Raw genomic sequence first — 13,809 nt, forward strand, 5'->3', positions numbered from 1 at the left:
TCAAAAATCCCATGTCGATCACTCCGTATGCCTCCAGCTGCTTCAAGCCGAGGCAGGGTTGCACATGGGTCAATTCTCAATGACAATTTTGGCGGTTGCCGGGTCAATTCTCAGTGGCAATCAACACAGCAACGATCTTTGATGACAGTATTTGCCGCTTTTCTGTCATCAAAGTATCTTGAGGTGCACAGGCTGGCGTCAAGAACCCGGCATAGAGGCGGCTGTGCGGAGAATAGTGACGTTAATCTCCGCACATTTTGCGGTGCTTGATCCTCGTGGCCCTATCGGGTGCACGGCACCAGGATAGCGCCCCACCGCTTAACTTTGGCCTTCTGTGGAAGTGCGAACGTGATGACAGAGCCGCGCAGTTCGAACGCGCGCACCGGGCAATGCTGAGCCACCCTTGTCCGCGTATTCATTCTTGCTTATATTGAAGACAGAAACCGGAGGCCAGCATGTCCCAAACCACGACGATGACTGTCCGCATCAGCGGCGCACTGAGCGAGTTCGTGGCATCGAACGTCGGTGAGAACGGGTCCTACGAGAACATCAGCGAATACGTCCGCGACCTGATCCGGCGCGATAAGGAGCGGGCCGAGGCTGAAGCTTTCAATCGGCTGAAGGCCGAGCTGACGCGCGCCTTCGCAGCGCCTGAGGAAAGCTATCTCCCGTTGACCGCCGCCGAGGTGATCGCCCGGAACCGGGGCTGACATCGTGGCAATTCGCGTCCAAGAGGCTGCATCGCTGCGGCTTGACGAGATCTACCGGTATACGCGCGACCGCTGGGGCGCTGAACAGGCTGATCGGTACATCACCGACCTCTTCGCAGCGTTCGACCAGATCGAAAGCCACCTCGTTGCGTCGCGCCCCATCCCGGCCGAGTTCGGGGTCGAGGGCTTCTACTTCCGGCACGCGCATCATTTCGTGTACTGGCGGCGGCTGTCGAACGGGGACGTCGGCATCGTGACGATCCTGCACGAGCGGATGCATCAGATGGACCGGTTTCGGGAGGATCTTCCTAGGTGATGCGGGCCAACCTGAGCGATCAAGTTGCCCGGCGAAGGGGGGCTCGCAAAACGTTGACCAGGTGTTGACAAGAATTTGGAACGACAAAGGCCGAGCGTAATGCTCAGCTTTGAAGTGTTTGATTTATTTCGGTATTTTGGTTGCGGGGGCGCGCAACCAACGATACTTGCGATTGGTCGAACGCCAGATCCCCAAACTCGCCGCTTAATATAACTCATTGGAGCCGTTTGGGAAACCCAGCTTTCGAACTATCCATGCCTCTCATTTGACAAAGACCGGTCAATCCCCAAACGGAGCGACAGCCGTATTGGAGACTAACTGAACAGCGCTTCCAGCGCCAATCGGTGCTCCGCATGTTTGGCCGGGTTATCGCTCTTCAGCTTCCTTAAATTGATCAGCTTCCAACGAACCGCAGGCAGGTCGGCCGCCCGCAGCCTCTCGATCACGCCGAAGTCAGGCGTGCCGTCATGCAGCCTCAGGAGAAACGTCCTGACCTTTTCGTCGAGACGAGACCGGATATCCGCTACCAGCCGCTCTCGTGTTTCGAGAAGGTCGTCGAGGTTGGCACGCACCTTCGTCATGCCCTCGAACTCTTTCGTATAGGGCTCGTCAAGGTCGATGAAGTTCGGGTCCAGCAGTTCATGCGCCGGGCGCGATGAGCAGGCGATGTAGATCAGGAAGGTCCGGAACAGATCCTCTGTCAGACCTTCATTTTCATAGAGCAGCTTGATGTCGTAAAGATCACGCGGATGCTGACGATCTACTGCGGCGTGCAACTTGCCGCCGAACAGGTCTTCGAAGGAAACGACCTGCATCTCCGCATAACCAAATTCATCCGCCACCGCATCTGACACCGGACGCATCTCGGGATCATGCACGACGCCGCGCATGACAGGCGATGTCTCGATCTTGATCTCGGCGCCGCCCAGACGAGCGAGAACGCGAGTGGCACCCCCTCCCCCACCCTGGATGCGCTGCGTCTTCGCACCGGCTATGCTGCCTTCGATGGCGGCGGCCATGCGGTCCATCGCTTCGTTGATCTCTGCGAGGCTTTCGCCACGATCCTTGACCGGCAGATAGGTCAGATCGATGTCGACCGACAGACGAGGCAGATCACGGTAGAACAGGTTGATTGCCGTGCCGCCTTTGAGCGCGAACACCTTTTCCTTGGCAACATGCGGGAGCAAGCGCATGAGCAGCGCGACCTGGGCTTCATAATCCTCACGCGCCATCGCCGGCCCCGGTCGCTACAAACTCCTCCGGCACCACGATGCGGTAGCGCGGGTGTATCCTGCCACCCTTGACCAGAGCGCGGTCGCCACGGCCGAGGTTGAACTCCGCGGGATCAAGACGTTTGCGCCAGGGATGATCGTGGCGATCAGCAAAAACGAAGAACAGCCGCTTCACCTTGATCTTCCTGCAACTGCGCAGCAGCGCCGCCAGCATCTTCGGGCGCAGCGTCGTCAGGCTCTCGAACACCATGTCGAGATTGTGGAAGCTCTCGTGGTCGGGCAACTCGTCCATGGCTTCCATGATCGCCCGTTCGGGAGACGACATCCTGAGTTGCCAGTCCCAGGGAACGGTTTGCCCTGCACCCGTGCTGTCATCGGGAAGACCAAGCTGCGGATCGGCAAAGAGGGACCTGTTGCGCGTCTCAATCGGCGCATTCAGCGGCAGCTTCGAAAGCCAGTTCGGTATGGCTTCACCGTAAGTCCATACCGGGGCGTTGCCGCCCAGACGCAGATAGTGGCCGTGACCCTGCTGGGTGAGCGCGGTCATACCGCCGACATGGACATCGTAGCGCATGATCTGCTGGACCGAGAGCAGGCAGATCTTCCAATCGATCGTATCCGACGCAGAAGCGCCCGGTGACGGGCGACGGAAAACGCCGCGGGTCAGACGCTCGAGCCAGCCGCGCTTGACGTAGTCACGAAAGGTCTCGTAGGCGATGCCATGCGCGGTAAGCCATGCTGCATCGACCAGATACCCGGAGGGCACTGCATCAAGGACCTTCTTCAGGTTTTGTGCTCGTTCGGCCACCATGACGCCTATAATGGCACCTTTCCAAAGCACACGCTATATGGGTCTTTAAGAAATGCCCAAATTCAGTGCTCCCAGCACTCTAGTCAGGGGTTTCTCAAAGGAAGCTCGGCGCGTACGATATCCTGTGTAGGCCGAGACATAGCGAGCCGGCGTGACCGACGGTGGGTGACGCGGAGACTTTACATTTCGCAGTGCTGCGCCAGCGGAACAGACAGAATCAACGCCACTAGTTCCGCCTGCCTTTGTACGCCGGTCTTGGCGAAGATGTTTCGCAGATGAAAGGCGACCGTCGTGCCCGAGATCGTCAACCGGTCCGCTATCTGGCTACGGCGCAGTCCTTCGGCCAGCAAATGCGCGACCTGGGCTTCCATCGGGGTCAAGTCGAACAGCTGGCCAAGAGTCGTATTGTCCAGAGGAGGCTGACCATCGCCGCCGCTCAGTATCAGCATGGCAACCGCCTCATCATGGTGGGCGCGCGCCGGAAGCGACATCCCTGCGACCACGAGTTGGCGCCTGTCTAGACGCAGGCCAGCCGTAGCCATCCCTTCATCCGAAATCAGCGCAGCGATCAGCGCGGTCAGTTTCCGGCCATCCTCACCGCCGGTGGTGATGCGCCCGCCAAGCACGATGCCAGCCTCGTCCGACAGGCGCCGGGCGAGAGGATTGGCATGGACCACTCCGCCATTGGCGTCGAGCAGCACCACGCCGATGGCCAGGCGATCGAGCGCGGTCAGACCGGAACGGTCTCCCGGCATTGCGCGTAACCGCTGCATCCGCTTCAGGCGCGATTCTACGGTCGCACGCAACAGGTCGTAGTCAATGGGCTTGGTCAGATAGTCGTCGGCCCCAGCAATGCGCCCGTCGATCATCTGCTGGCGTGAAGACAGGGCGGTCAGGAAGACGAAGGGCACGTCGTCGAGATCGGGGTGAGTCTTGCGCAAATGGGATATGAACCCTCTTCCATCCATGCCGGGCATCAGGATGTCGCACAGGATCAGATCGGGGCGCCGGCTTTCCAGAATGGCCAGCGCCTCACGCGCATCAGCGGCAGCCGCCACGGCATAGCCGGCCTCGTGCAGTTCGAACGCGATATCGTCGCGCAGCGACGGCTCGTCCTCCACGCACAGGATCAGTGGCGCGGTCATGCGGAGACCTCCCTCGGCAGGTAAAGCGCGGCGGTCAGACCGCCTCCGGCACGCTGTGTCAGGATCACATCACCTCCCTGCATCCGGGCAAGATGGCGCGCAAGCGTCAGCCCCAGCCCAGAGCCAGGCAGGGTTTCGTGCCCACTCCCGCGGTGGAACCTGTCGAAGGCGCGTGCGATCTCTTCAGGCGACATGCCTCTCCCCCGGTCCTCGATCCGGCAGACGATGTGAGTCTGCGATTGCGACACCTCGACATCGACGCGGCAATCGAGAGGAGAATACAAAAGCGCATTGCGGAGCAGGTTGGACAGGATTTCGCCGGTCAACGCCGGATCGCAGAGCGCGACCATCGGCGCTGCCTGCGCCGGCGGCCGGATACGGGACGGGTTGCGGCCCTGCGCCACCATCAGGTCGTCAATGACCGCGGCCGCCAGATCATGCAGGTCATGAGCACCGAGATGGGGAAGAACTCCGTCACGTTCCAGCCGTGACATCATCAGGGCGGTATCCGTCAGCTTCACGAGCCGCGCAACCGCCTCGCGCGAGACGGCCGCCTTTTCCGAAACCAATTCCGGCGAAACCGGCCCGCCGCGCCGGGTCAGGCGGTGCATGGCGCTGTCGATCACAGCCAGCGGCGTGCGGAGTTGATGGGCAATCAGATCGGCGAATCGGCGGTGGTTTTCGGAGGTTTCGCGTTCTCGCTCCAGATCGCCGGCCAGCTTTTCAGCCCGGAGGCGATCCAGCCGTCCCCTCATCAACCGCCTTTCGCGATCGATCAGGATCGCGGCCAATCCCAGTCCCGCCAATGCAGCTCCCAGTACCGACACCAGCGCAAGCCGGTGCAGATGTCCCAGACGGTCCAGCCGCTCAGCCTGAATCTGCCATTCGTGGGACATTACCAGACTGGCCTTGCCCCGCAGCGCCGCGACCAGCGCCGTGACATGCGCCCGCAGCGCGGCCATATCGGCCCCCTGCGCGGGGTCAAGCGCCAGAAGGCCGCTGCGCCAACCAGCAAGCGTTTCGGAAACCCCCGCATCTTCGAGAAAGCGGCGTTGTGGACCCTCTTCCAGCAGCGTCAGCCGGGAAAGCAAGACGTCAAAACGGGTCTGAATCTGTTGCGCCGCCGCCTCGTCAGAAAGCGTGAGCGCGAGATTCAAAGCCTCGATCTGTGCCTGGCCAAAGACCCAGATCATGTTTTCGCTCGCACCGATCCGCATCTGACGTTCCAACTGAACTAGCTGCCACGCAGCCAGACCCAGAAGGCCCAGGCAGACCAGAACCAGACCGCCCAGCCCCAGATATCGTATCCACTCTTGGCGGGTGGTCATTGCACATGCAGCGCGACAAGCTGCCAGACCCATCGCATGTCATAGCGGATATCGGCCAGAACCCCATGATCGTCGCGCGGATAGACGATCCAGACCGGGCCCTTGTCGCGAGGGGTCAAAGGTACACCATCCATGTAAAGCGCGGCCAGAACGTCAAACTGGTAAAAATCCTCAATGGGGATATCGACGACATAATCGTTCAATGCCGCGGCGCGCACTTGGCTGCCCTCGGCCCCGGCGTGGGCAAGGATGTCGCGCATCAGCACGCCGCGAAACTCTGGCTGGTGATCTGTGACGCTGGTCGATGTGGCAAACTCATGCCAGTCCATCGCATCGAAATCCGCGCGCGTCAGCTCCACCCTGCCATCCGTGACCGCCCCGGTCAGGGTCAGCAGAACGTTCTCGGCGGCCGCCGGCACGGAGCTGAGCAAAAGCGCTGCGATCAGCGCGGTTCGAGCGGTGCGATGCCGCAAGTTCATCACCACAACCTGACGTAAAAACCCGGTTCCTGTGCAACTTTAGCACAAAAGACCGCACGTTCCCCGTTCAAACGAACGGGGCCGCCAGTCATGAGCAAAGATATACTCGGGATTAAACAACAGGAGGAACGGCACTTGTCCATTTTCTCGACCATGTACCGGGCAGGCGCCCCCCTTCTGATCGCCCTGCTGGCGCTGCCGGCGCTGGCCGACGAACCGGGTGGGCTGGTTACCGGCAGTTTCGGCGATCAACCGCTGGAACTGACCGTTGCCCCTGAGTTGTCCGGCGCGACACTCATCGGCAACTACGCCGATGTCTCACTCCTTGCCGCACAGATGGAGGGCGATCTGGGACCGGTCAATCTGGAACTGGTGATCAACGGCGAATTGCCCGCCCCAAGCGAGGTGGCGTTGACGATCACCTTTGCTCGCGACATGGGACGGAACTGGAGCGGCGATCAGGACAGCCTGACACTGACACTGGACGAGTTCACGCCGGGCGACGGGATCGTCGCCTTGAAGGGTACGCTCACCGGGCAAGTCAGCGGCGGCCCCGCTTCCGAAACCCGGCCTGTCACTTTCAGCTTCGACACCCGGCTTGATGAGCTTGACTGAAATGGCTGGACGCGCCTTGGCCCGAACTGCGGCCCTGCTGATCGCTACGGCAGCTTCAGCACTGGCCGGTGAGCCGCCCAACCCAGTCTGCCATGCTGACGTCCACCGGGCGGGCAATTTTGACCTGCGACAGATAGGTCCGCTGATCGCGGGAACGTGGACCGAATCCGCCATCGGAACAAGTGTGGCAATAGGCGTTCAGGAGAGCACTTTCGAGATCATCTATGATCGGAACCGCAACCGTTTGTATATGGGTCAGGACGGCATTCAGACTGAGCTGGTGCCGGTTCGAGGTGGGAACAAGCCGCTGCGCTTTGACTTTGTGCGTGGCGAACCAATGGACCCGCAGTTTCATATGTTGACTTCAACGGGTTCCGAGCCTCCCGCAGAGCCCTTCGAATGGGCGTTGGTTCAGGATTGCCAGATTGCCTCGGCGCCGCAATTCGAATGGCAATTCGGGTCCGGTGCGCGGCGCTCGGACGGGATCATCAGTTTCTTCTCGGCCAATGAGGCGATGGGAACAAAACGCAATTCGGCGCGGGGAGTCCGTGAACAACTGATCAGCCGATAGGAATGACAATGAAGGTGCTTATCCCGCTTCTCCTGGCCCTCAGCTTCGCAACCCCGGCTGGTGCATTGGAGGCCATCGGCGAGATCAGAGCAAACCTGGACGGTGAAGAATTGAATTGGAAGGTGCTGCGTCAGGATGATGGCTCGGCGATGGTGCAGATCACCGATATCGGTCCGCTGACCATGATCGAACTGCATGCGCTTGGTGACGGCAGCATTTCCATCGGCCTGATCTTTCACGGTAAGCCTTCCGGAGATACGCCGCCCGCCGGTCTAACCATCGAAATACGGCCCGATCGCGGGGCGTTGGCAGGCGCGGTCTGGGAAAGCGAGGACGAGTCACCGCAGATGTCGATCGACCTGCTGGACCTTGAGGATGAACGCCGCATCCAGGCCAATTTTTCGGCAACCCTATGCCGCCGGGATGCCCCTGACGACTGTCGCGACGTCGAGGGGCGGATCGACACGTCGTTGGGTGCCGGCCCATGACGCTGGCCGAATTTCTGGCTGATCCGCTGCGCGTGACGCAAGATTCCGACAACGTGCTTGAGATCGAGAACCGTCCGATCCGGCGGGCGACGATCGCCGCAGCGGCGATACTGGCGGCGATCGCGGCGGGTCTCGCGGCCATTGCGGCCGGCGCCGTCGGAACGGGGGTCATCGCGCTGGCCATGGTGGGCCTAATCGGCTGGCTCTACCTACACGAGGTGGTGCGACTGACGCATTTGCGCCTGGATCGGGATGCGGGGTTTGTTCGACTGCGCGTGACCACATTGCGCGGGCGACGCGAAGAGACATACGCGCTCTCGGACCTGCACAGGCTGGAAAGCGTCGCGCATTATGGAACGGCTGCGGGAAACGATGAGACCCGGCTGGTCCTGATATGCGGATCGGGACCGGAGCGGCGCGAGATCGTCGTGCCGATATTCCACCCGGACCACGAGGAGGTCGCGCATCTGGCGGGCATCATCAATGGCTGGCTGTCCCGCCGCGAACGAACAGGCCCCTCATGAGCATCGAGACGAACACACCCCATCTGCTGGAACGGGAACTTGGGATACCGCGCTTCATCCTGTGGTTCGTCATGCTGCCTGTCCTGCCGGTCACGCTGATCGGGCTTGCCAATCTGATCGGCGGCGAGTTCCTGACCGCGCTGGTGCTGCTGGTCGGGCTGAACGGGGCCTTCGTAGCGGGATACATTGCCCTGTCCGAGCGCACGCGGCTCCGGCTGGATGCGGGGACGGGGCTGGCCAGCATCACCAGGACATCGCGCCTCGGCACACGCCGGCGGGACTATCCGCTGGAGGCGCTGGACAGTGCCGAACTTGACCGCAGCCACACCGCGCGAGAGGACCGCAGCACCTCGAAGGTGGTTCTGGTCTTTCGCGACACGCGCCCGGCCACACGAGTCACGCTGTCGCGGTGGAGCGTGTCCGGCGACGGGCCCGCGCTAGTCGCCAATGACATCAACGCCTGGCTGCGGCGCCATTTCGGGGACGAAGCGACCGCCCCCGGCCTTCACCTCTCAGACTGATCGACACCCGAAAGGAAACCGGAGCTTTGTGGGATTTCAATATCGGACAGGCGTTCAGCCTGATGATGCGGACGCTGCCTTTCGTGCTCTTGCGAGCGGCGGTCTATTTCGGGATCACGCTGGCCTATATCCTTGCGACCGGCGCCGGCGTCGTGATCGGCTGGGGCGTCGGCGCCTTCGGGGATGAAGATTTCCGCGCGACCGCTATGGCCTGGGGCGGCATGGCGGGGTTCGGTGTGACCGGCGCGGTAATGTATTGGCTGCGCGAGTACATCCTTTACGTCGTCAAGGCGGGTCACGTCGCGGTTTTGGTCGAGTTGATCGACGGCAGGCCTCTGCCGGAAGGGCGCGGTCAGATCGCCCATGCCACGACCGTGGTGAAAGAACGCTTCGGCCAGGCGTCGTTGCTCTTCGCGCTGGACCAGTTGGTAAAGGGCGTTATTCGCGCCGTCACGGGGCTGGCGCGCGGCATCCTGTCGATCCTGCCAATCCCCTATGTCCGGCAGTTGATGGGCGTCGTCCAGGCATTCCTACGCATGGCGGTCGGGTTCATCGATGAGGTGATCCTCGCTCATGCGATCCGCACCCGCTCAACGGATGCCTGGGGATCGGCGCGTGAGGCGCTGGTGCTCTACGGCCAGAACTGGAAAGTGATGCTGCGCAACGCCGCCTGGCTGACGCTTTTTACCTACGGCCTCGCCTTTCTGATCTTCCTCGTGATGCTCGCCCCGGCTGCCGCACTGGTCTACGCCATCCCCGGTGCCTGGTCGGCGGGCGGCTTCGTCTTCGCGCTTCTGTTCGCATGGAGCGTCAAGGCGGCCTTCCTGGAACCCTTCGCCGTCACCTGCTTGATGCAGGTCTATTTCAAAACGACCGACGGCCAGCAGCCCGACCCGGAATGGGATGCGCGGCTGGAGCAGATGTCCTCGCATTTTCGCAAACTGAAAGAGCGCGCGGGCGCTCGCTTCGGAGCCACGCACAACGGAGAAGCCGCATGAAACCGCTCGTGACCGCCGGGCTTGCCGCCCTGACGTTATCCCTTGCAGCGCCGACGCTCGCCCAGGAACGCCAGAACACGATCCTCGTGCTGGATGCTTCGGGGTCGATGTGGGGCCAGATCGACGGGGTGAACAAGATCACCATCGCCCGTGAGGTGGTGGCCGACATCTTGTCGGATTTCTCCGCAGACCAGAATCTCGGCTTCGTCACCTACGGCCACCGCGAGCGCGGACAATGCTCGGATATCGAGACCGTTGTTGCGCCGGCGCCGGGCACCGCCGACGAGATTGCCCGGATCGTTAACGAACTGAACCCGCGCGGCATGACCCCGATGACCGATGCTGTCATCGCCGCTGCCCAAGCGCTGCGCCATACCGAACAGGCGGCAACCGTGATCCTCGTCTCGGACGGCATCGAAACCTGCAACCCCGATCCCTGCGCTGCCGCCCGCGCGCTGGAGGCGGCCGGCGTGGACTTCACCGCCCACGTCATCGGCTTCGACGTCAGGGGCGAGGCTGAGGCGCTGATGCAGATGCAATGTATCGCCGAGGAGACCGGCGGCCGCTTCCTGACCGCTGACAACGCCCGCGAACTGACCGACGCACTGCGTGAAGTCACCGCTGCGCCACCTTCGGGAACCTTCACCTTCACCGCCAATCTCGCTGGCGGGAAGATCGGCGACGAACCTGTCTGGGACCAACCGTCGATGCCATTGGATATTCCCCTTCTGCCCGGCGAGGTGATTTGGGAAATCTCGGACACCGGATTCAACATGATGCGGACGGGCACCGCAAATCCCCTCACCGCCGATCTGCCGTTCGGCGATTATATCGTGACGGTCCATTCGACGGCTCAGGACGACTTCTCGCAGACCGAAATCAGTCTGGCATCGGACAGCGCACGCAATGTCCACGCGATCTTCCCGCCTATCGCGCCAGAGCAGCCCCTCGCGCAGGTATTCGCTCCGGCGCAGGCCGTTGTCGGGTCCGCGTTCAGGGTGACATGGGAAGGCGAGGACCTGCATCCGCGCGATTACGTCACAATCGTGCCCGCCGATGCAGAGGACGGGATCTATGGCGACTACGAGCGGCTTGAGGACCGGACCGAGGGCGAACTGCGCGCCCCGACCCAACCCGGCTTCTATGAGGTGCGGCTGCAACTCGACGCCGGCGACGGGGTTCTCGCTCGCACACCCATTGAGGTGGTCGATGCGGACGTCACCGTATCGGCGCCGGCACAGGTCGTCGTCGGGTCGGCTTTCCCCGTCACCTGGCAGGCCGAGGGCCTGCATCCGCGCGATTACGTCACCATCGTCCCCGCGGGGGCGGAAGACGGAGCCTATGGCGATTACCACCGCATGGAAGGCGATGCCGAGGGCGAGTTGCGTGCGCCAGCCGAGCCGGGGCTTTATGAGGTGCGCCTGCAACTCGACGCCGGCGACCGAGTTCTCGCCCGCACACCCGTCGAGGTGGTCGATGCGGACGTCACCGTATCGGCGCCGGCACAGGTCGTCGTCGGGTCGGCTTTCCCCGTCACCTGGCAGGCCGGGGGCCTGCATCCGCGCGATTACGTCACCATCGTGCCCGCAGGGGCAGATGACGGAGCCTATGGCGATTACCACCGCATGGAAGGCGATGCCGAGGGCGAGTTGCGTGCGCCGGCCGAACCGGGGCTTTACGAGGTACGCCTGCAACTCGACACCGGCGACCGAGTTCTCGCCCGCGCGCCCGTCGAGGTGATCGAGGGTGATGTCTCGCTCAACGGACCCGACAGGGTGCGGGCCGAAACGGAAATCACCGTATCATGGAGCGGCGTCATCCATCCGCGCGATTACGTTGCCATCGTTCGAATCGGCACGCCCGACGGCGAGCAAAGCGGCTATCGCCGCATCGGCGATGCTGATCGCGGCACGTTCACCGCCCCGGCGGAGCCAGGCGCCTATGAAGTCCGTTACCATCTGGATCATGGCGATCGGGTCATGGCGCGCCGGCCGATCGAAGTTCTGGCGGCAGATGCGCCGATGGATGAGGGTGCCGGGCTCGTCGTGCCCGCCACCGCGAGGCCGGGCGAGACCATCGTCGTGCGCTGGACCGGCGGCGGCGAAAGCGAGGACCGGCGTGTTGCGCTGGCTCGCGCCGATCAGGCGGATTTCAGCTGGATCAGTTTCGCAAGCGCCGTCGGGATCGACAGCCTGGAGATCGAAATGCCGGATGCGCCCGGCACCTACGAAATCCGCTATCTGGACATAACGGAAAGGGCAGTTCTCGGCCGCGCGATCATCACGCTTGGCGAATGACGGGCGTCACAAAAATCAGGAGAATTCATAACCATGCTCAGATCAGTCATTACGGCATTTGGCCTTCTGGCCCTTGTCGTGCCTGCCGTAGCCGCAGAGCCGGGGGGAACGGCATCCGGGACGATCGCAGGCGAAGAGATTGAACTGTCGGTCTGGACAGAGCAGTCCGACTTCACGTCTTCAAGCTTTTCAATCTATTTTCGAGCACCGGCACTGAGGGAGCGCGGCCTGGGCAGCTTGTCCGTCGGCGCAGAGTGGATCGGCGATCTCGATGGTGGCTTCTTTTCCGCAGAAATCGACGTTCCAATTCTCAATACCGATCCGTATCGCGTTTACCGTGCGGACCTGGACGATGAACTCTCCCTGACAATTACGAGCGCCTCCTACCAAGGCGATGTGCTGGCAATCGCGGGCCAGGTGGAAGGTGTTCTAACCAGTATGGACCGGATTGCCCTTCGTAATCCTGACCCCGACGATACTCTCAGTGTTAGCCTGACGTTTGAAGCCGTATTGGGTGAGTTGCAGTGAGGACCGCGGCGTTTTCCCTAGTTGCGATCTGCCTTTCCGCACCTGTCCTCGCTCAGGAACCAGACGGGAGCATGACTGGGTTTCTGGACGGCGCGCCCACGTCCTGGCGCATCGACGCGGAGCGGTCGGAGTACCATTTCGAGAGCGATGATGTCGGCTCCCTGCGCATCTTCGCCGATCCGCAGGAGGTGCCGAAAGATATCGGCCCGATCCGTTTGCTAGTGATGATGGTCGAGGGAACGGCAAGCCTCCTCGAACTGCGGATCGAGGACGGAGCTGGAAATCCAGTTCTACGGCTCGCTGACGATACGGGGACGCGCACAATCCTGGATATCGAGCGCGACGGGGATGGCTCGCTGCGTTTCAACGGAGAGATCGAAGCGCACCTGGTGGCTCATCCGATGTCGGACCGGGTGCCGGGACAGCGCCATCCCCTCGTCCTTGATGTCGTGGAGGGCCAGATCACAGTCGCAGGGCACTAACCTGCTACGGTAAGGAGGAATGAAGCCGATGAAACGGGCCCTCGCGCTGACGATCGTTCTGGTCTGTGCCGCCGTGCCTGCCCTGGCACAGGATCGGAGCGACAGTTCGCCCCTTTGCGGCATGTCCTCGCCGACAGCGTGGCAGGAGTTGCGCGAGCGGTTCGTGGGCGACTGGCGCGTCGCCCACCTTTCCGGCTACGTCCTTGCCGGCGGGATGGTCATCCCCATGCAGCCCTCGCCCGAAACCGAGACCATGTCCATCTGGCTGCTGGGCGAGGATCTGCTGCTCGATCACCCCGAGATGACCGAACCGATGGCCGTCACCCTCGCGGACGAGGGTCGCTGGGTGATCGAGATCGACCACCCCAAGATCCCAGAGCCGGTGCTTACGCCGGACGATGCGGTCCTGGCATGGGCCGGAGACTGCGATCAGGAAGATCTGCCGCGCCTCGTCGGCCGAGGCGACGTGAGCATGGCGGGCGCGGTCATGGACATGACGCTGCGCATGCTGCCCGTCGATATGGATACGATCTATGCCATTCTCGAGATCGAGGGCGCCGCTCAAGGCCAGTATGTGATTGCGCGGCGCGTGGTTTGGCTGAATCGGGTCGGAGAATAGGAGCCTGCCATGAAAAGACGGGAGTGTCAGGAACTCTGTGTATCTGATCCGGCCCATGCAGTTTCAGATACTCAAGCGGCGAAGCGCTCGCCGAACATTATGGCGAACTGGTTGCGGGCCGCAAACCATTCCCGGACGTTTCGGC

At 62.2% G+C, this 13,809-nt stretch carries 16 protein-coding genes and 1 pseudogene; 12 read left to right on the forward strand and 5 right to left on the reverse strand.

Going from position 1 to position 13,809, the window contains the following annotated elements; all coding sequences use genetic code 11:
- Positions 1 to 455 precede the first annotated feature (455 nt).
- Entirely contained in the window at positions 456 to 710 is a 255-nt protein-coding gene (locus KNW02_RS19030; RefSeq protein WP_216034780.1) for a ribbon-helix-helix domain-containing protein, read from the forward strand.
- Positions 711 to 714: 4 nt separating this feature from the next.
- Positions 715 to 1,026: a type II toxin-antitoxin system RelE/ParE family toxin gene (locus tag KNW02_RS19035; protein ID WP_216034781.1), complete on the forward strand. Its 312-nt coding sequence runs from the start codon at positions 715 to 717 to the stop codon at positions 1,024 to 1,026.
- 314 nt (positions 1,027 to 1,340) lie between these two features.
- On the opposite strand, the gene KNW02_RS19040 is transcribed toward KNW02_RS19035, so the two are convergent.
- From KNW02_RS19040 to KNW02_RS19060, 5 genes are all read right to left on the reverse strand, one after another.
- Positions 1,341 to 2,258 (reverse strand): nucleotidyl transferase AbiEii/AbiGii toxin family protein, encoded by a 918-nt coding sequence (locus tag KNW02_RS19040; protein WP_216034782.1) that lies wholly within the window; start codon positions 2,256 to 2,258, stop codon positions 1,341 to 1,343.
- On the reverse strand, positions 2,248 to 3,069 hold the full coding sequence (locus tag KNW02_RS19045) for a type IV toxin-antitoxin system AbiEi family antitoxin (RefSeq protein ID WP_073067677.1): 822 nt from the start codon (positions 3,067 to 3,069) through the stop codon (positions 2,248 to 2,250). Before KNW02_RS19045 ends, KNW02_RS19040 begins: the two co-directional genes overlap by 11 nt.
- 179 nt (positions 3,070 to 3,248) lie before the next feature.
- Entirely contained in the window at positions 3,249 to 4,214 is a 966-nt protein-coding gene (locus KNW02_RS19050; protein ID WP_073067675.1) for a response regulator, read from the reverse strand.
- Positions 4,211 to 5,431, reverse strand: a complete 1,221-nt coding sequence (locus KNW02_RS19055) for a sensor histidine kinase (protein WP_216034783.1) — start codon at positions 5,429 to 5,431, stop codon at positions 4,211 to 4,213. The genes KNW02_RS19050 and KNW02_RS19055 overlap by 4 nt, the downstream gene beginning before the upstream one ends.
- 107 nt (positions 5,432 to 5,538) lie before the next feature.
- Entirely contained in the window at positions 5,539 to 6,021 is a 483-nt protein-coding gene (locus KNW02_RS19060; protein ID WP_216034784.1) for a putative pterin-binding protein, read from the reverse strand.
- Between the two features lie 135 nt (positions 6,022 to 6,156).
- Here KNW02_RS19060 and KNW02_RS19065 point away from each other — a divergent pair, with 135 nt between their 5' ends.
- From KNW02_RS19065 to KNW02_RS19110, 10 genes and pseudogenes are all read left to right on the forward strand, one after another.
- Entirely contained in the window at positions 6,157 to 6,636 is a 480-nt protein-coding gene (locus KNW02_RS19065; protein WP_216034785.1) for a hypothetical protein, read from the forward strand.
- Between the two features lies 1 nt (position 6,637).
- Positions 6,638 to 7,207 (forward strand): hypothetical protein, encoded by a 570-nt coding sequence (locus KNW02_RS19070; protein WP_143159724.1) that lies wholly within the window; start codon positions 6,638 to 6,640, stop codon positions 7,205 to 7,207.
- A gap of 8 nt (positions 7,208 to 7,215) precedes the next feature.
- Positions 7,216 to 7,695 (forward strand): hypothetical protein, encoded by a 480-nt coding sequence (locus KNW02_RS19075; protein ID WP_073067668.1) that lies wholly within the window; start codon positions 7,216 to 7,218, stop codon positions 7,693 to 7,695.
- Positions 7,692 to 8,219 carry a hypothetical protein gene (locus KNW02_RS19080; protein ID WP_216034786.1) on the forward strand — a complete coding sequence of 176 codons (528 nt, stop codon included), beginning with the start codon at positions 7,692 to 7,694 and terminating at the stop codon, positions 8,217 to 8,219. Before KNW02_RS19075 ends, KNW02_RS19080 begins: the two co-directional genes overlap by 4 nt.
- On the forward strand, positions 8,216 to 8,740 hold the full coding sequence (locus KNW02_RS19085) for a hypothetical protein (RefSeq protein ID WP_216034787.1): 525 nt from the start codon (positions 8,216 to 8,218) through the stop codon (positions 8,738 to 8,740). The genes KNW02_RS19080 and KNW02_RS19085 overlap by 4 nt, the downstream gene beginning before the upstream one ends.
- Before the next feature lie 26 nt (positions 8,741 to 8,766).
- A complete protein-coding gene (locus KNW02_RS19090; RefSeq protein WP_073067662.1) occupies positions 8,767 to 9,738 on the forward strand; it encodes a hypothetical protein in 972 nt (323 codons plus the stop codon).
- Positions 9,735 to 10,331: pseudogene (locus KNW02_RS21320) on the forward strand (vWA domain-containing protein); the annotation flags it as partial. The gene KNW02_RS19090 and the pseudogene KNW02_RS21320, both read left to right, overlap by 4 nt.
- Before the next feature lie 1,737 nt (positions 10,332 to 12,068).
- Entirely contained in the window at positions 12,069 to 12,563 is a 495-nt protein-coding gene (locus tag KNW02_RS19100) for a hypothetical protein (protein ID WP_073067658.1), read from the forward strand.
- Between the two features lie 71 nt (positions 12,564 to 12,634).
- The gene (locus tag KNW02_RS19105) at positions 12,635 to 13,045 is read left to right on the forward strand and encodes a hypothetical protein (protein ID WP_073067656.1); all 411 of its coding nucleotides are present in this window, start codon (positions 12,635 to 12,637) and stop codon (positions 13,043 to 13,045) included.
- A gap of 28 nt (positions 13,046 to 13,073) precedes the next feature.
- Positions 13,074 to 13,664, forward strand: a complete 591-nt coding sequence (locus tag KNW02_RS19110) for a hypothetical protein (protein ID WP_216034789.1) — start codon at positions 13,074 to 13,076, stop codon at positions 13,662 to 13,664.
- The last annotated feature ends 145 nt before the right edge of the window (positions 13,665 to 13,809 follow it).

This window comes from Paracoccus marinaquae (assembly GCF_018860165.1).
GTDB classification, from domain to species: Bacteria; Pseudomonadota; Alphaproteobacteria; order Rhodobacterales; family Rhodobacteraceae; genus Paracoccus; species Paracoccus marinaquae.